Source organism: Microbacterium sp. SCPM-O-B-15248 (M128), assembly GCF_058214835.1.
The window spans coordinates 14,897-32,056 of record NZ_JBYQLI010000009.1 but is presented as its reverse complement, the minus strand read 5'-3'; the positions used below and the strand labels follow the sequence as shown (position 1 = coordinate 32,056).

Here is a 17,160-nt window from a genome sequence, read left to right as displayed (position 1 = left end):
GCGACCGCGTCCGGTCGCCACCGCGCGTCAGCTCAGCGAGATCTCGGCGTTGTCGATGAAGCGGTGTCCGCCTACCGTCGCGGCGATGAGCGCGATTGCCCGGCCGCGATGGCCGTCGTCGACGGGCAGGAACGTCTCGGGATCGACGACCGAGAGGTACTCCAGGCCGATGCGCGGCTCCCCCATGAGCGAGGACTGCGCCGCCGCGATGCAGGAATCGACTCCGAGGTCGGCATTGGATGCCGCGGCCTCCAACGCCAGCGGGAGCTTCGCGGCGGCACGGCGGTCGGCGGCATCCAGCAGGCCCACCCGGCTCGAGATCGGGAGCCCGTCCTCGGCGCGCACCGTCGGGACCAGCGCCGTGTCGATGTCGAAGTCCAGGTCGCGGATCATGCGCCGGACCAGGAAGGCACGCTGCAGATCGCGCTCACCGTAGACGGCGAGGTCGGGGCGGACGACATGGAACAGCTTCGCCTCGACCGTGAGCACCCCGTCGAAATAGAACGGCCGCGCGCGCCCCTCGTACCGGAGACCGAGGTCGCCCGCCGAGACCCGGGTGGTCGCGGTACCGGCGGGGAGGAACTCCGCAGCCGTGGGCGCGAACACGAGATCGACGCCGAGCTCGCCCAGAAGGTCGGCGTCCGCGTCCGGGGTGCGGGGATACGCCGCCGTTTCCTCCGCTGTGCGGAAGCGCAGCGGATTGACGAAAGTCGACACGACCACGAGGTCGGCCCGCTCGCGTGCGGCGCGGATGAGGTCGACGTGGCCGTCGTGGAGGGCCCCGAGCGTCGAGACGAGCGCGACGCGCGCAGCACCGCCCGGGCGATCTGCGCTTCTGGCCTCGGCCAGTCGGGTACGCAGATCCTCGATGGTGCGGATCATCCGTCGATCGTAGCGTCCGGTGGCACACCGTCCGCGCCGGCCGGACCTGTCCCCTCGACGAGCGCCTGATCGACGCTCGACCGTACGAGGGCGGACAGATACGCTCCCGTGTTCTCGACCCCGACGCCCGCGAGCAGCGTCGCCGACTGACGCACGATCGATCGGGAGAACTGCGTCGCCGTGGCCACCGCCTCGGCGTACGCCGGCCGATCGGTCTCGGCGATCACGACCGGCTCGCACCCCAACTCGACGGCCAGCGCCTGCGCGATCGGCAGCACCGGGGCGGGGGCCGTCACGGCCGCGTACGCCTGGGCGAGCTGGCGCAGATCGATCGACGAGGCACCCGTGAACACGATCGCCGGATGGACCGCCAGGGGGATGGCCCCGCACCGCAGGGCCGGAGCGAGCACCTCGACGCCGTAGACCGGGTCGGTGTGCAGCACCAGCTGCCCCGGTTGCCACGCACCGACGTCGGCCAGACCCGCCACGAGCCCGGCCAGCTGATCGTGCGGCACGGCGATGACCACGAGCTCGCTGCGGCGCACGACCTCTTCGGGCGGCAGCACCGGAAGCCCCGGCAGGATCGCCTCCACGCGGTCGTCGTCCGACCCCGACGTGATGCCCGTGAGCGCGTGTCCCGCGCCCGCGAGCGCCGCCCCCACGACCGGACCCACGCGCCCCGCGCCGATGATGCCGACGCCGAGCCGACCGTCGCGACCGCCGTTCATCGGGCCCACCGGTGGCTGCGATCGTCGGCCGCGGCGGCGACGGTGGCGCGCGCGGTGTCCTCGAACAGTGCGACCGCGGCATCCCGATCCAAAGCCCCCACCGACGTCTGCACGGTTCCCGCAATCACGTGGGCGGCGAGGGTCGCCGTGCGTGTCGCGCGAGCGACCGGCCCCTGCCGCAGCCCCACCGACTGCAGTCGCGCCAGCGGCACGACCGTGAGCGTGCGGCGCGCCCACCCGCGCCGCAGGAACAGCGCGTCGGCCGTGAGGACGGCGCCGTTGCGCCGCCAGGAGAAGGGCCGCAGCAGGCGCGCTCGCGACGGCGTGATGACGTACGGGTCGTCCTCGACCGGCCCGAGGATGCCATGACGGAAGACGTAGGTCCACTCCTCCGGCGGCAGCGCCGGGGCGAGGATCCGCAGCACCTTCTCGACGTCGTCGCGCGTACCGATGGGCAGGACCGCGGCGAACGGGTCGGTGCTCGCATCGGTCGACCCGCGCCCCGACAGCCGGTTCACCGAGACGCTCCACCAGCCGAATGGACGCCACAGCAACGGCTGGTGCACCTCGATCGCGTGGACGCGCCCCGGGGGCACCACTTCGCTGATCGTCGTGAACAGCCCGAACGTCAACCGCACGCCGTCGGAGCTGGGCGCGATCGAGTACCGCAAGCCTCGCGCGATCGAGCGCACGTAGTACGCACCGAAGCCCAGGAACGCCGGGACGATCGTGAACAGCACCCACAGCGTCGACATCGACGCCGCGATCCCGATGGCCACGATGAGCACCACGAGCATCAGGGTCGATCCGCTGAGCACCCGCGAGGCGACGAGCCGGCCGAAGGGGATCCGCACGATGCTCTCGGGCTCGGCATCCGAGAAATCCTCGCCGTCGACGATGTTCTGGATGCCGGCTCCCACAGCCCCGGCCGCCTGCTGCACGAGCGACCCCCCGGTGACACCGACGGCGCGTTCGGCACGACGGCGTCCCGACGCCAGACGCAGGATGTCGCCGCGCACGGTCTCCGCGGCACCGGCCGAGAGATACTCCAGCTTCACGTTCGAGTCGAGGCCGGCACCGACCACCTCGAGCTTGGCGAGTCCCAGCAGGCGCGCCACCATCGGCCGCGTGAGGTTGACGCCCTGAACACGGTCCAGGGGCGCGCGCCGGTGCGTGCGGAAGAGCACGCCCGAGCGCACCTCGACATCGTCATCGCTGATGCGGAACGTGTGGAACCGCCAAGACAACCGGAAGGCCACGAGGAGCACGATCAGCACCGCCAGGGCACCACCGGCGGCGATGAGGATCAGGTTGTTCGCGAAGAGGAAATCGACCGGGTCGGGAGGCAGGACCCCCGGGGGCAGATCGGTCACGGACGGCAGGAACAGTTCGAGCAGACGCTCGCGCATGTTGGCCACGATCACGCCGATGACCACGAGAAGGAACAGGCCGCCGCGCAGCAGCGGCGTCAGCGGATGCAGCCGCTGCCACTCGCCGTCGCTCAGCGGCGAGCGCACGACCGTGCGGGGCGGGGCGTCGTCCGAGGCCGCGGCAGCACCCGCAACCCCCTCCGCAGCCGCAACCCCCGAGGCCGCAGCCCCCTCCCCCGCAGCCCCCTCCCCCGCAGCACCCGCCGACGCAGCACCCGCCGACGCAACACCCGCCGGCGGCGGGCCCCACGCCGGATCCGGCGCCGAGTGGCCAGGAGCCGACGCATCGGGTCCCGGCGCAGGGTTCGACGCGTCGGGGATCGAGGGGTCGGTCACAGTCCGGTCCGTCGGGTCTCGGCGACGTCGATGAGCGTGTCGCGCAGATGCTCGGCCGCACCCTGCGTCAGGCCGGGGATCGTCACGCCCGTCGAGGCAGCGGCGGTGACGAGCTTGAGTTGCGCGATGCCGAAGCCGCGGTCGAGCGGCCCGTGCGTGATGTCGACGAGCTGCATGCGCCCGTAGGGCACCGCGACGACGCGCTGCCAGAGGATGCCGCGGCGGAAGACGAGATCGTCATGGCGCAGCTGATAGCCGAAGGACCGGGCCTGTCGCGGCGTGATGATCATGCCGATCGCGGTCACCAGGAGCACGACGCCCGCCGGGATCCACTGCCAGGCCACGCCCGTGATCGCCTGCGCCACGCCCGCCGCAGCGAGCACGAGCACGAATACGGCGCCCTGCGAGATCATCTGCACCCGGACGTACGCGCGGGCGAGCTGGTGCCACGTACCGTCGCCGAGCGGCAGTCGGCCGGGTCCTCGGGGCTCGAGGACGCGCGAGTACGTGGCGTCGTCGAGGACGGATGCCGCCGGCTCAGGCCGCGGGGGCACCGGAGTCGGGGCGCGCTCCGGGAGATCCGGGGTGTTCGTCATCGTCGTCCTTCCGGATGGTGCACAACTGCTCGGCCACGAGTCCCGCGACGACGAGGACGGCACCGCACACGGCCGTCGCGATGATCGATCCCCACGAGCCTAGCGACGGAGTGAACGGACGGGTGGAGACGAAGGCGAGAAGCCCCAGGGCGAAGCCGGTCGCCGCGGCGCCTACGAGCGACGAGGCCTTGGCGAGCATCGCGATACGCAGGGCCCGGAACGGATCGATGCGACGGCCGATGCGCCCCCGGGACGCGCGGAAGATGGGAACGGCGACCGCGACCACGATCGCCCCCAAGAGCACGAGCACCGTCGGCAGACTCGCCGCCGGCACGAACGTCGGCCGTCCGGCGGCCGTGAGACCCATGTCGAGGAGGAACCCGATCACGCCCCCGGCGAGCGCTGCGACGATGAGGATCGTCGCTCCGGTACGCTTCACGATCCGTCTCCGCGCAGCGCGACCAGCAGGGCGTCCACCCGGCCGCGGCCGGGGATCTCGGCATCCGGATCGATCTGCAGCCACGGGGCCAGCACGAACTCCCGCTCGTGTGCGCGCGGATGCGGCACGGTCAGACGCTCGTCGTCGATGCGCGCGTCGCCGTAGACGATGAGGTCGAGGTCGAGCGTGCGATCGCCCCACCGCTCGCGGCGGACGCGGCCGTGGTCGGCCTCGATGCGGTGCAGCTCGTGCAGCAGCGTCGATGGCGCCAGCCGCGTCTGCAGCAGCGCCACGGCGTTGAGATAGCGCGGCGCGGTCTCGTCCGCGCCGGCGAGGGTGACGGCTACCGTCTCGATGGGTTCGGACACCCGCACCTCCGTCGTCAACGGGAGCCGCTGCAGCGCGGAGACGGCGGCGGCGAGGGTCTCTGCGCGCGCGCCGAGGTTGGTGCCGAGAGCCACCACCGCGGCCACGGGACGATCGGCAGGAGGATCGCCGATCCCGTGGGCCAGCCGAACGCTCATCCGCGCCCCCGCCGGATCGTGACCGACACGTCGCCGAAGGGCACCGTGATCGGAGCGTGCGGCTTGTGCACCGTCACCGTCACGAGGACGACACGCTCGTCCGCGAGCACGTCGTCCGCGATGCGCTGGGCGAGCGTCTCGAGCAGGTCGGCCGCGTCGCCCTGGACGATCGCGACGATGCGTTCGGCGAGCTCGCCGTAGTGCACGGTGTCGACGACGTCGTCCGTCTCGGCGGCGGGCCGGAGCGAGAGCTGCAGGACGACGTCGACGACGAACTCCTGCCCCTCGCGCTTCTCGTCGGGGTACACGCCGTGGAATCCGTGGGCGCGCACCCCCGTCAGCGTGATCTCGTCGGCGAAGTCCATCAGGCCTCCCAGGCGCGGGCGACGGCGAGCGCGTCGCGGGTGGTCGAGATGTCGTGCACGCGTACCGCCCACGCCCCGGCGCGGGCGGCCAGGACGCTGGTGACGGCGGTGGCGAGGTCGCGGCGCGAAAGGTCGGCGTCCTCGCCGAGCGCGTCGGCGAGGAAGCGCTTGCGGCTGGTGCCGACCAGCACGCGGCAACCGAGGGCCGTCAGCCGCGGCAGGGCGCGCAGCGTCCGCCAGTTCTGGACACCGCGCTTTCCGAAACCGATGCCCGGGTCCAGCACGATGCGCTCGCGCGGGATGCCGGCCGCCTCGGCCGCACGGAGTCGCTCCGCGAGCTCGCCCGCGACCTCCGCCGCCACGTCGTCGTAGTCGGCGTGGGCGTACATCTGCGACGACGGTCCGCGCCAGTGGCCGAGGGCGATGTCGGCATCCGTGTCGGCGACCGCGGCGAGCATGTCGGGATCGGCCAGACCGCCCGAGACGTCGTTGACCAATCGCGCCCCCGCGGCGACGGCCGCGCGCGCGGTGGACGCGTTCATCGTGTCGATGCTCACGAAGAGCCCCGCGGATGCCAGCGCCTCGACGACCGGCAGGACGCGCTGCTGCTCGATACGCGGCGCGATCCGGTCGGCCCCGGGTCGCGTGGACTCGCCGCCCACGTCGAGCAGGTCGGCGCCCTGCGCACTCAGCGAACGCGCGTGGGCGATCGCGACGTCGGGGTCGAGGAACCGGCCGCCGTCGCTGAACGAGTCGTGGGTGACGTTGACGATCCCCATCACGAGGGTCACGGGCGCCCCCGGCCGATCAGAGCCACCAACTCGGCACGAGCGACGGGGTCGGTGTAGACCCCGCGCGCGGCGATCGTGACGGTCGAGGCGTCGGGCTGGCGGCCACCGCGCATCGTGACGCACTCGTGCGTGGCATCCAGGACGACCAGCACGCCGCGCGCGTCGAGCGCACCGGCGATCGTGTCGGCGACCTGCTCGCCGAGGCGCTCCTGCACCTGCGGACGGGCGGCCAGGATGTCGATGACCCGCGGCAGCGCGCCGAGGCCGACGACCTCTTCGCCGGGGAGATACGCCACGTGCGCCCGCCCGCGGAAGGGCAGCAGGTGGTGCTCGCACATCGAGCGGAACGCGATGTCGCGCAGCATCACGGCGCCGGAGGGCAGGGTGTCGGGCGCCGGCCCGCGGCTCACCGAGATCGTGTGCTGCAGCGGGGCACCGGCATCCTGCCCCACTCCCCCGAAGAACTCGCTCCAGGACTCCGCCACCCTCGCCGGGGTCTGCCGCAGGCCCGGGCGATCGGGGTCTTCTCCGATCGCCTCGAGCAGCTCGCGTACGAGCGCGGCCACGCGCTCCCGGTCGACGGCCACGGCGCCTTAAGCGGTGGCCGGACGCGTCTGCCCGCTCGGCCGCCGCTGCGGCTGGGTCGCGGTCTGGGCGTCGGCCTCGACGGACGCGGCGACGCCGGCCGTGTCAGGGCGGCGGGGGACCTCGACCGGCGGCAAGGTCGACACCGGACGGTCGCCCGACGACAGCCACTGCGGGCGCGGGGGCAGGCGCTTGACGTCCGTGAAGATCTCGGCGAGCTCGATGTGGTCGAGCGTCTCTTTCTCGAGCAGCGCGAGCGCAAGGCGGTCGAGCACCTCGCGGTTGGCGTTGATCACCTGGTAGGCCTCGTTGTGCGCCTGCTCGATGAGACCGCGCACCTGCGCATCGACGCGCTCGGCGATCCGCTCCGAGAAGTCACGGCCGTGACCCATGTCGCGGCCCATGAAGACCTCGCCGGACGACGAGCCGAGCTTGACCGGCCCGACATCCATGGTCATTCCGTACTCGGTGACCATCTTGCGGGCGATGCTCGTGGCCTTCTCGATGTCGTTCGAGGCGCCGGTCGTGGGGTCGTGGAAGACGATCTCTTCCGCCACGCGGCCGCCCATCGCGTACGTGAGCTGGTCCTGCAGCTCATTGCGCGTCACGGAGTACTTGTCGTCCAGGGGCAGGACCATCGTGTAGCCGAGGGCCTTGCCGCGCGGGAGGATCGTGACCTTGGTGACGGGGTCGGTGTGGTTCATCGCCGCCGCCGCGAGCGCGTGTCCGCCCTCGTGGTAGGCCGTGATGAGCTTCTCCTTCTCGCGCATCACGCGCGTGCGGCGCTGCGGCCCCGCGATTACGCGGTCGATCGCCTCGTCCAGCGCACGGTTGTCGATGAGCTGCGCGTTCGAGCGCGCCGTGAGCAGCGCGGCCTCGTTCAGCACGTTGGCGAGGTCTGCACCGGTGAAGCCGGGCGTCTTGCGCGCCACGACCTCGAGGTCGACGGACTCCGACAGCGGCTTGCCGCGACCGTGCACCTCGAGGATGCGCTGGCGCCCCTTGAGGTCGGGGGCGTCGACGCCGATCTGCCGGTCGAAACGGCCCGGGCGCAGCAGCGCCGGGTCGAGGATGTCGGGACGGTTGGTCGCGGCGATGACGATGACGTTGACCTTGGGGTCGAAGCCGTCCATCTCGACGAGCATCTGGTTCAGCGTCTGCTCGCGCTCATCGTGCCCGCCGCCCATACCGGCGCCGCGGTGGCGGCCGACGGCGTCGATCTCGTCGATGAAGATGATCGCCGGCGAGTTCTCTTTCGCCTGGTTGAACAGGTCGCGCACACGGCTCGCGCCGACACCGACGAACATCTCGACGAAGTCGGAACCCGAGATCGAGTAGAAGGGCACGCCGGCCTCACCGGCGACGGCACGCGCGAGAAGGGTCTTGCCGGTTCCGGGAGGGCCGTACAGCAGCACACCCTTGGGGATGCGGGCACCGACCTCTTCGAACTTCTTCGGGTCCTTGAGGAAGTCCTTGATCTCTTCGAGTTCCTCGATCGCCTCGTCGGAACCCGCGACATCCTGGAAGGTCACGGTGGGCGTCTCTTTTGTCACGAGCTTCGCCCGCGACTTGCCGAACTGCATCACCTTGCTGCCGCCGCCCTGGGCGCTCGAGAGCAGCCACCAGAAGAGCAGACCGAGCAGCACGAGGGGGAGCATCAGCGAGAGGAAGCCGTCGAACCAGCCCGGTCGTGGAACCACGTCGTTGAAGCCGTCCGAGGGCGCGGCGGTGTCGATCGCGGTGGCCACCTCGGACGCGCGAGCCTTGCCGTAGTAGAACTGCACGGTGTCGGCGCCCTCGAAGGGCTGCGAGAGCTTCAGATCGACGCGCTGGTCGACGTCATTCGTCGTCGACGAGGTCACCGTGCCGCCCTTGAGCAGCTCCAGACCCTCTTGCGTGGAGATCTGGCGTGCTCCGCTCAGGTTCGAGATGAGCGAGAAGCCGATGACCAGAAGCAGACCGACCAGCAGAACGTAGATGATCGGATTGCGCGTGATCTTCTTGAAATCCATGGTGGGCGAGCCCAGCCCTTTCGTGATCCGCCGGGAAAAAGCGGTGCAATCAGGCTAACGCCCGCCGGCTATGCCGAGACTGTGCGTTCGTCGTGGGCGTACGCGGGTGATGGATGCCACGCCCCGGCGCCCGGCATCCCCGCCGTCGTCAGGAGTAGACGTGTGGCGCGAGCACAGCGACGTCGCGCAGGTTGCGGTACTTCTCGGCGTAGTCGAGGCCGTAGCCGATGACGAAGTCGTTGGGGATGTCGAAGCCCACGTAGCGGCAGTCGACCTCGACCTTCATGGCATCCGGCTTACGCAGGAGCGCGAGGACCTCGACCGACTCGGCCCCGCGCGAGGCGAAGTTCTCGAGCAGCCAGCTGAGGGTCAGGCCCGAGTCGATGATGTCCTCGACGATCAGCACGTGCTTGCCGGTGATGTCGGTGTCGAGGTCCTTGCGGATCTGCACCACGCCGCTGGAGCGCGTGCTCGCACCGTACGAGGAGACCGCCATCCAGTCCATCGTGACGTGCATCGGCAGATGCCGGGCGAAGTCGGCCATGACCATGACCGCACCCTTGAGCACGCCCACCAGTACGACGTCGCGACCGGCGTAGTCGGCCGCCACCTGGGTGGCGAGTTCGGCGAGCTTGCCGTGGATCTGCTCCTCGGTGAGGAGGACTTCGCTGATGTCGTCGGAGATGTCGGCCGCGCGCATTGGGCAAGTCTACGCAGGCGGATTCAGGATGCCGCGCGCGCGACGATCTCGATCCGGCCGCCGACCCGACGTGCCAGGCAGCCCGGCAGGTCGATCGGCCCCTGGCCGCGCCAGTCGGTGGCGAGGCGCGCGACCTCGAGGGTCTGCGTCCGGGTGAGGGCGACGCCGAACTCGCTGTCGACCACGTACCGCACGATGCGGTTGCGCAGCGCGGAGGGGTTGGCCGCCAAGGCCGCGACCGACACCGAGATGCCCGCCTCGGCGTGCTCGACGATGTCCTCGATCGTCTCGTCGATCATCTCCTGGAACGCCGCGGCGTCCTCGCGCAGCTGATCGGCGGTGCGCGCGAGGGCCTCGGCGACGCCGGGGCCGAGCTCGGCCTCCAGCACCGGCAGCACGTTCTCGCGCACCCGCACCCGCGCGAACGCGGGGTCGGAGTTGTGGGGATCCTGCCACGGATCGAGCCCCTGCGCCTCGCACGCGGCGACCGTGGTGGCTCGCCGCACGGAGAGGAGGGGTCGCAACAGGACCGTTCCGGTGGCATCCAGACGCTCGGGCGCCATGCCCGACAGGCTCACCGACCCCGACCCGCGCGCGAGGCCGAGGAGCACCGTCTCGGCCTGGTCGTCGAGAGTGTGGCCGAGCAGCACCGCGTCGGCTCCGACCTCGGCGGCCGCGCGCGCCAGGGCCGCGTATCGCTCCGCGCGGGCCGCAGCCTCGGGACCGCCCCCCGCGCGCACCTCGACCGCGACCACCCGGGCCGGCAGCCCGAGCCCGCGGGCCGCGTCCGCCGCCCGCTCCGCGATCACGGCGGAGCCCGGCTGGAGCCCGTGGTCGATCACGACGGCCTCGGCCCGGATGCCGTGCCGCGGCGACTCGAACGCGGTCGCCGCCGCGAGCGCGAGCGAGTCCGCACCGCCCGAGAGCGCGACCACGATGGCACCACTGCGCCCCTCGAGGCTCGCCCGCACCGCGCGCCGCACCTCCGCGACGGCGGGGTCGAGTCCGGGTCGCCGCTCCTGCATGGCATCCACGCTATCCGTCGACGCCCGGGCGCGCGCACTCACGGGCCCCCGCGGACACAACGCAGGAAGTCCGTCGTCCGAGCACGGCGGGCGGCCGGGAATCCGCGGGCCCCTCGCAGATCTCCTTCGTCGTGTCGCGGTGAGCGGCGAAGCCGACGGCGGCGGGAGCGCCACGGCTAGGCTGGGCGGCGGAAAGCCACCGATCTAAGGAGCACACGTATGGGCGCGTACGACGCCGTCATCGAGATCCCGCGCGGCAGCCGCGTGAAGTACGAAGTCGACCACGGCACCGGCCGGGTCTTCCTCGACCGCATCCTCTACACGGTGTTCGGCTACCCGGCCAACTACGGCTTCTTCGAGAACACCCTCGGCGAGGACGGCGACCCGCTCGACGTGCTGGTCCTCCTCGACCGCGACCTCTACCCCGGCATCCTCGCGAAGGTGCGCCCCGTCGGCGTGCTGAAGATGAGCGACGAGGCCGGCGGCGACGACAAGGTCGTCGCGGTCCTCGCGAAGGACCCCCGCTGGGACCACATCCAGGACGTCGGCGACATCGACGAGTGGACCAAGAAGGAGATCTCGCACTTCTTCGAGCACTACAAGGACCTCGAGCCCAACAAGTGGGTCAAGGTCGACGAGTGGGCGGATGCCGCCGAAGCCGAGCGCCTGGTCGACGAGGCGTTCGCGCGCTTCGAGGAGCACGACGCCCAGACCAAGACGCAGGGTGAGGGCGAAGCCCCCAACACCCTCTGACCTCTTTGGTCACGACGAAGCCCCCCGGTCCTGGACCGGGGGGCTTTCGCGTTGCTCAGACCCAGATGCCGCGATCGCGGAGCCACGGGGCCGGGTCGGTCGTCCCGCCCCACGGCGGGTAGACCTCGAAGTGGAGGTGGCAGCCGAAGGAGTTTCCGGTCTGCCCGGTCGCGGCGATCTGCTGACCGGCCGAGACGCGCTGACCGTTCGAGACGTAGATGCCGCCGTTGACGATGTGCGCGTATCCGGTTCCCGACCCGTCGTCGTGCTGGATGCGGATGTAGTTGCCGTAGCCGCCGTTGTAGCCGGCGTAGGTCACGCGGCCGCTCGACGCGGCGTAGATGGGCGACCAGCATCCGGCGCCGAAGTCCAGGCCGAGGTGCCACGTGCTCGCGCAGTAGCTGGAACCGCACTGGCCGGTCCGAGGACCGTAGCCCGAGGTCGTCCCGGCCGAGGAGGGCCGAGCCCACCCGGACCCGCCCACATTGCCGCCGCCGCCCCCGCCGCCGGAGTTACCGCCGCCACCGCCCCCGCCACCACCGCCGGAGTTGCCGGCGTTCTGACGGTCGCGCTCCTCCTGCTCGCGCTGGGCGCGCGCACGGGCCTCGGCCTCTTCGCGAGCACGACGCTCGCGTTCTTCGCGAGCCTTGCGTTCGGCCTCGACACCGGCCTGGTAGTCGGCGACGGTCTTGGCCGTCGTGTCCTGCAGCGCGGCGAGCTGGGCCTCGAGCACGACCTGGTTCGCCTGCTGCGCCGCGAGGGCCGCTTGCGCGGCATCGGCGGCCTGCTGGGCGGCGACCATCTTCTCTTCGGCGATCGTCTTCAGCCGATCGCGCTCGGCGCGGGCATCGTTGGCCTGATTGCTGAGCTGCTTGGCGTTGTCACGGGCGACCACGGCGGCGGTGTACACCGAGCGGTTGCGCTCGATGAGCTTGTCCATCGTGCCGAGCTTGGCGAGCAGGTCGTCCGCGGTCGCCGCCGAGCCCGAGAAGAACAGGTCGAGCGACGTGTCGTCACCGCCGCTGCGGTACAGCTGCGCCGCGACCTTCCCCGCCTTGGTGGCGGCATCCGTCGCCTTGGCCGCTTCGGCGTCGGCCTGCGATTGGATCTGCTGGGCGCGGTAGTCGGCGTCGAAGTACGCCTGCTGGGCCGCGTAGTACTCGTCGGAGCGGGCGACGACCTCGGCTTGCGTGCGCGCCACCTCGGACTGCAGGCCCGCGATCAAGCCCTGGATGCGGGCGATCTCGGCGCCCTTGGCGGCCTCGTTGGCACGTGCGGCCTCGACATCGGCCCAGGACGGGTAATCGGCCGCGAACGCCGGCGACGACGACGAGAGAGAGGGCACGGTGGCGCCGAACGCACCGAGCGCGACGGCACCGAACGCACCGAGCTTGAGGGCGCCGCGACGGTCCAGCGCGGGCCAGAGACGTGACTGCTCGGCGGGTGTGGGCGCGCAGCCGCAGTCGTCCGCGCCGTCGGGGGGTTCAGGCGTCACGGGAATACCTCATCTCACCGGTTCGCAACTCGCACCACAGTAGCAACACGAATCACACGAACAACAGGGCGAGTTCCCACTGCCCGGCCCAGTCTGAACCCCCGACACGCCGGAACGACGGAGCGCCACGCCCTCGATTGGCAATCTGAAAGATCATGAAGTAGGCTCGGTCGTCGGCAAGTGAGCACGGAATCGCAAGGTTTCAGGGTTCATCCGGCCCCATCGTTTAGCGGCCTAGGACGCCGCCCTTTCACGGCGGTAGCACGGGTTCGAATCCCGTTGGGGTCACTCGCCGAATACAATTGAACAATCATGGCCCTGTAGCGCAGTTGGTTAGCGTGCCGCCCTGTCACGGCGGAGGTCGCGGGTTCAAGTCCCGTCAGGGTCGCTCCATAGCGACGGGCCTTCTTTCGAGGAGGCCTTTCGTCTAGGAAGCGGCAGACATGTCGCTCGGCTCTGTAGCTCAGTTGGTAGAGCGTTCGACTGAAAATCGAAAGGTCACCGGATCGATGCCGGTCGGAGCCACACGGGTGACCGTTACAGTCACCCCAGGAACCCTCGCGTAGCTTCTACATCGCGGGGGTTTCGCTTTTCCCCCTCACCCCTCGCGCGCGCGCAGGTCCTTCCGCAGGATCTTCCCCGAGGCGGACTTCGGGATCACGTCGATGAACTCCACGCGCCGCACCTTCTTGTGCGGGGCGACCTGGGCGGCGACGAAGGACATGACGTCCTCGGCACGGAGCTCCATCCCCGGCGCCGCGACGATGAACGCCTTCGGGATCTCCTGCTTGTCCTCGTCGAGCACGCCGACGACGGCGGCATCCTGGATCTGCGGGTGCGACAGCAGTAAGGCCTCCAGCTCGGCCGGGGCGATCTGATACCCCTTGTACTTGATCAGCTCCTTCAGCCGATCGACGATCGTGAAGTAGCCGTCGACGTGGTGCGTGGCGATGTCGCCGGTGTGCAGGAAACCGTCGTCGTCGATCGTCTCCGCGGTCGCGTCGGGGCGGTTGAGGTAGCCCAGCATCACGTTCGGACCCCGCACCCACAGCTCACCCGGCGCGGTCAGTCCGCCCTCGCCGTGCGCCTCGATCTCGGCACCGGTCTCAGGATCGACGAGCTTGGCCTCGACGTTGGGCACGAGCACACCGACGGAACTCACCGGGATGTCGTCGCGCTCGGGCGGGATCGCGTGCGAGACGGGGCTGAGCTCGCTCATGCCGTAGCCCTGGAAGAAACGGGCATGGATGCGTCGCCCGGCGGTCTCGGCGGTCTCACCGTCCAGCGGCGCGGCCCCCGAGAACACGGTGTGCACGCTCGAGATGTCGACCTCGTCCACGACGGGGTGCTTGGCCAGCGCGACCGCGATGGGCGGCGCGATGAACAGGAACGTGCACCGGTGCTCCTGGATGCCGCGGAGGAACGCCGACAGATCGAACCTCGGCATCGTCACGAGCGTCGCACGCTGGCGCAGCGCGAGGTTGAGCAGCACGGTCATGCCGTAGATGTGGAAGAACGGCAGCACGGCGAGCACGCGATCCTCGCCGCCCAGCCGAATGCTGACGCGGCACTGCTCGACGTTGGACACGAGGTTGCGGTGCGAGAGCATGACCCCCTTCGGCACGCCCGTCGTCCCCGAGGAGTAGGGCAGCACCGCGACGTGCGTCGCCGGGTCGAAGGAGACCGCCGGCGGCGTCCGCCCCTCGGCCAGCAGCGACCCGAGGTCGGGGTGCCCGGAGGCCCCGTCCAGCACGATCACCCGATCGTCGGGGAGGCCGACGGCGCGCGCCGCCTCGACGGCGGGACCGAGCAGCGGTGCGACGGTCACGAGCCACGTCGCACCGGCATCCCTCAATTGCTTCTCGATCTCCTGGGCCGTGTAGAGCGAGTTGACCGTCGTGACGATGGCGCCCAGACGCAGGATGCCGTGGAACACCGTCGCGAACGCGGGCACGTTGGGGCACAGGACGGCCACCACGGTCCCGGCGTCGACGCCCCGGTGAGCCAGCGCTCCGGCGAAGGCGTCGACCTGAGCGCGCAGGTCGCCGTACGTCGTCTCGCCCCCGGTCGCGGCGTCGATGAGGGCGACCCGGGAGAGATCGGCGTCGTCGAGCGAGCCGAAGAGGTGATCGTAGACGCTCTGCGATGGGATCTCGATGCGCGGGTACGGGCTGTGGAACACGGTGATCTCCTTCGATACCGACGCGGCGACGATGCCGTGAGCTCATCCTGCCAAACCCGGAACCCGGTGTCACGCACCCTGACACGCAGGCTCAGGCGAGTCTCAGACGAAAGCGAGCACGATCCCGCCGAGCGCCCCGACGATCACGACCGCCCACGCGGGGGTTCGGAACGCCGTGAGCAGCACGAATCCCGCCACGGCCAGGACGAACGGTCCGGGCCCGGTCACGGCCGCGGTGAACACCGGAGTGTAGAGCGCCGCTCCGAGGATGCCGACGACCGCCGCGTTGGCACCGCGCATCGCCGCGCGCACGCGGGGCCGTCCGCGGAGCGCGTCCCAGAAGGGCAGTACCCCGACGAGCACGAGGAACCCGGGGAGGAAGATCGCGCCGAGGGCGATCGCCGCGCCGGCGAGACCGCCGGGCCCGACCGACGAGATGTCCCCCAGGTAGGCGGCGAACGTGAACAAGGGGCCGGGCACGGCCTGCGCCGCGCCGTAGCCCGCGAGGAACGCGTCCGGCGAGACCCAGCCGGTCTGGACGACCTCGGCCTGCAGGAGCGGGAGCACGACGTGCCCTCCCCCGAACACCAGAGCCCCGGACCGGAAGAAGGCGTCGGCGAGCGCGATCGCCCCCGAGCCGGTCACCGCCGCCAGCGCGGGAAGCCCGATCAACGCGAGGGCCGCGACGGCGAGGCATCCGATCGCGACCACCCGGGACACCCCGAACGACGCCACCGGCTCCCCCGGCGGCTCGGATGCACCCCGCAGCAGCACGAGCCCCGCCACGACGCCGACGACGAGCGCACCGAGCTGCCCGAACGCGCCTGGGATGAACAGCGCCGACGCCGCCGCGACCACCGCGATCCCGGCGCGCGGCGCGTCGGGCGTGAGCGAGCGGGCCATCCCCCACACGGCTTGGGCCACGATGGCGACCGCGACGATCTTCAGCCCGTCCAGGATGCCGCCACCCACCCGACCGCCGAACAGCGACGCCCCGGCCGCGAACGCCACGAGCAGCGCCGCCGAGGGCAGGGTGAAGCCGAGGAAGGCCGCGAGGGCGCCGAGAAAGCCGGCTCGCTGGAGCCCCATTGCGAACCCGACTTGACTGGACGCGGGTCCGGGGAGGAACTGGCACAGGGCGACGAGGTCGGCGTAGGCCCGGTCGTTCATCCAGCGGCGGCGCGTGACGAGGTCGTCCCGGAAGTAGCCGAGGTGCGCGATCGGACCGCCGAACGACGTGACGCCGAGGCGGAGGAAGGCGACGAACACCTCTGCGGCGGTGCCGGCTCGTGTCATCCGGTCTTCCTACCCCTTCAGGGGAAACGGTGGGTGAATCGGGGTCACCGCAGGGGCCGCTCGAGCAGCAGGTCGACCAGCCGCAGCGTCTGGCCCGTGCGATCCTGATCGGCCGTGACGTCCGCGCCGTGGACGGCGTCGCGGAAACGTTCGACCTCTCCGACCATCGGGTTCCCGGGCGCGGCGACGTCGATGACCTCCGTATCGCCCGCGCGCGGGGTGAGGACGAGTCGGCGCGGAGAGTCGATGGCGTCGATCGTCAGCGAGCCCTCCTCCCCCTGGATCTCGCTCGGCAGCGCGGTGTCGGTGATCTTCGACCACGCCACATCGGCGACGAACCCGTCGAACTCCGCGATGGCACTGCCCAGCCCGTCGGTCTGCGCGGCGATGCCCATGCGCGACCCGAGGATCTGCCGGGGCGCGCCGAACAGCAGAACCAGCGCGTGCAGCGGGTAGACGCCCAGGTCGCGCAGCGCGCTCCCCCCGAGGGCCGGATCGAAGATGTTCGTCTGCTCACCGGCGAGCACGAGGTCGTACCGCGCCGACCGCTTCTCGTAGCGGAACGAGACCCGGCGGATGCGGCCGAGCCGCGGCAGCAGGCCCTCGATCGCCCGGATGCCGGGGTCGTACGCCGTCCGCATCGCCTCCAGCAGCACCGTCCCGCGCTCCCGCGCCCGCGCGACGAGGTCGAGCCACTCGTCGGCGGTCAGCACCGCGGGCTTCTCGACGAGCACCGGGATGCCGGCATCCACCGCTGCCCGCACCTGCTCGGCGTGCACGGCGTTCGGGCTCGCGAGGTACACGGCATCCACGTCGTCCGCTGCGAGCAGTGCGTCCAAACCCTGCGCGGTACCCGGAGCGCCGACGCGTTCGGCGAACTCGGCCGCGCGTCGTCCGTCACGCGAGGCGACGCGACCGAGCGCGACGCCCTCGACCTCACCGACGGCGTCCGCGAGGCGTTCGGAGATGGAGCTGGTGCCGACGATTCCGAGACGGATCATGTCCCCATCATGGCGCGCCC

At 71.1% G+C, this 17,160-nt stretch carries 17 protein-coding genes and 3 tRNA genes; 4 read left to right on the top strand and 16 right to left on the bottom strand.

Going from position 1 to position 17,160, the window contains the following annotated elements; genetic code table 11:
* Positions 1-27: 27 nt before the first annotated feature.
* From panC to tilS, 12 genes are all read right to left on the bottom strand, one after another.
* The gene (gene panC, locus AC3E6M_RS14320) at positions 28-882 is read right to left on the bottom strand and encodes a pantoate--beta-alanine ligase (RefSeq protein ID WP_490530319.1); all 855 of its coding nucleotides are present in this window, start codon (positions 880-882) and stop codon (positions 28-30) included.
* Positions 879-1,610, bottom strand: a complete 732-nt coding sequence (locus AC3E6M_RS14315; protein ID WP_138176124.1) for a DUF2520 domain-containing protein — start codon at positions 1,608-1,610, stop codon at positions 879-881. The genes panC and AC3E6M_RS14315 overlap by 4 nt, the downstream gene beginning before the upstream one ends.
* Positions 1,607-3,127 carry a PH domain-containing protein gene (locus AC3E6M_RS14310; protein ID WP_490530318.1) on the bottom strand — a complete coding sequence of 507 codons (1,521 nt, stop codon included), beginning with the start codon at positions 3,125-3,127 and terminating at the stop codon, positions 1,607-1,609. Before AC3E6M_RS14310 ends, AC3E6M_RS14315 begins: the two co-directional genes overlap by 4 nt.
* 245 nt (positions 3,128-3,372) lie before the next feature.
* Positions 3,373-3,972, bottom strand: coding sequence for a PH domain-containing protein (locus AC3E6M_RS14305; RefSeq protein WP_490530317.1), 600 nt, complete (start codon positions 3,970-3,972; stop codon positions 3,373-3,375).
* Entirely contained in the window at positions 3,914-4,411 is a 498-nt protein-coding gene (locus AC3E6M_RS14300) for a DUF3180 domain-containing protein (protein WP_138176128.1), read from the bottom strand. Before AC3E6M_RS14300 ends, AC3E6M_RS14305 begins: the two co-directional genes overlap by 59 nt.
* Complete coding sequence (gene folK, locus AC3E6M_RS14295) at positions 4,408-4,935, bottom strand: 2-amino-4-hydroxy-6-hydroxymethyldihydropteridine diphosphokinase (protein ID WP_490530316.1); 528 nt, start codon at positions 4,933-4,935, stop codon at positions 4,408-4,410. Before folK ends, AC3E6M_RS14300 begins: the two co-directional genes overlap by 4 nt.
* Complete coding sequence (folB, locus tag AC3E6M_RS14290; protein ID WP_490530314.1) at positions 4,932-5,300, bottom strand: dihydroneopterin aldolase; 369 nt, start codon at positions 5,298-5,300, stop codon at positions 4,932-4,934. Before folB ends, folK begins: the two co-directional genes overlap by 4 nt.
* Positions 5,300-6,091 (bottom strand): dihydropteroate synthase, encoded by a 792-nt coding sequence (folP, locus tag AC3E6M_RS14285; RefSeq protein WP_490530313.1) that lies wholly within the window; start codon positions 6,089-6,091, stop codon positions 5,300-5,302. Before folP ends, folB begins: the two co-directional genes overlap by 1 nt.
* Complete coding sequence (gene folE, locus AC3E6M_RS14280) at positions 6,088-6,678, bottom strand: GTP cyclohydrolase I (RefSeq protein WP_490530312.1); 591 nt, start codon at positions 6,676-6,678, stop codon at positions 6,088-6,090. The genes folP and folE overlap by 4 nt, the downstream gene beginning before the upstream one ends.
* A gap of 6 nt (positions 6,679-6,684) precedes the next feature.
* A complete protein-coding gene (gene ftsH, locus AC3E6M_RS14275) occupies positions 6,685-8,688 on the bottom strand; it encodes an ATP-dependent zinc metalloprotease FtsH (RefSeq protein ID WP_138176138.1) in 2,004 nt (667 codons plus the stop codon).
* Between the two features lie 148 nt (positions 8,689-8,836).
* The gene (gene hpt, locus AC3E6M_RS14270) at positions 8,837-9,388 is read right to left on the bottom strand and encodes a hypoxanthine phosphoribosyltransferase (RefSeq protein WP_490530311.1); all 552 of its coding nucleotides are present in this window, start codon (positions 9,386-9,388) and stop codon (positions 8,837-8,839) included.
* 23 nt (positions 9,389-9,411) lie between these two features.
* Positions 9,412-10,413 (bottom strand): tRNA lysidine(34) synthetase TilS, encoded by a 1,002-nt coding sequence (tilS, locus tag AC3E6M_RS14265; protein WP_490530310.1) that lies wholly within the window; start codon positions 10,411-10,413, stop codon positions 9,412-9,414.
* A 219-nt stretch (positions 10,414-10,632) separates the two neighbouring features.
* On the opposite strand from tilS, the gene AC3E6M_RS14260 reads away from it, so the two are divergent.
* Positions 10,633-11,166, top strand: coding sequence for an inorganic diphosphatase (locus AC3E6M_RS14260; RefSeq protein ID WP_138176144.1), 534 nt, complete (start codon positions 10,633-10,635; stop codon positions 11,164-11,166).
* A gap of 55 nt (positions 11,167-11,221) precedes the next feature.
* Here the strand turns inward: AC3E6M_RS14260 and AC3E6M_RS14255 are convergent, their stop codons facing one another.
* On the bottom strand, positions 11,222-12,661 hold the full coding sequence (locus AC3E6M_RS14255) for a peptidoglycan DD-metalloendopeptidase family protein (protein WP_490530309.1): 1,440 nt from the start codon (positions 12,659-12,661) through the stop codon (positions 11,222-11,224).
* Between the two features lie 215 nt (positions 12,662-12,876).
* Between AC3E6M_RS14255 and AC3E6M_RS14250 the strand changes: the two genes are divergently transcribed.
* The 3 genes from AC3E6M_RS14250 (at position 12,877) to AC3E6M_RS14240 (ending at position 13,186) form a co-directional block, all read left to right on the top strand.
* Positions 12,877-12,949 (top strand) — tRNA-Glu (locus AC3E6M_RS14250).
* Positions 12,950-12,975: 26 nt separating this feature from the next.
* A tRNA-Asp gene (locus AC3E6M_RS14245) sits at positions 12,976-13,049 on the top strand.
* A 64-nt stretch (positions 13,050-13,113) separates the two neighbouring features.
* Positions 13,114-13,186: transfer RNA gene (locus AC3E6M_RS14240), tRNA-Phe, on the top strand.
* Between the two features lie 73 nt (positions 13,187-13,259).
* Here AC3E6M_RS14240 and AC3E6M_RS14235 read toward each other — a convergent pair.
* The 3 genes from AC3E6M_RS14235 to AC3E6M_RS14225 all read right to left on the bottom strand — a co-directional run bounded on the left by AC3E6M_RS14235 (position 13,260) and on the right by AC3E6M_RS14225 (position 17,140).
* Positions 13,260-14,843 (bottom strand): AMP-binding protein, encoded by a 1,584-nt coding sequence (locus AC3E6M_RS14235; RefSeq protein WP_490530308.1) that lies wholly within the window; start codon positions 14,841-14,843, stop codon positions 13,260-13,262.
* 102 nt (positions 14,844-14,945) lie between these two features.
* Positions 14,946-16,139 (bottom strand): chromate efflux transporter, encoded by a 1,194-nt coding sequence (gene chrA / locus AC3E6M_RS14230; RefSeq protein WP_490530307.1) that lies wholly within the window; start codon positions 16,137-16,139, stop codon positions 14,946-14,948.
* 44 nt (positions 16,140-16,183) lie between these two features.
* On the bottom strand, positions 16,184-17,140 hold the full coding sequence (locus AC3E6M_RS14225) for a Gfo/Idh/MocA family protein (RefSeq protein ID WP_490530306.1): 957 nt from the start codon (positions 17,138-17,140) through the stop codon (positions 16,184-16,186).
* Between the last annotated feature and the right edge of the window lie 20 nt (positions 17,141-17,160).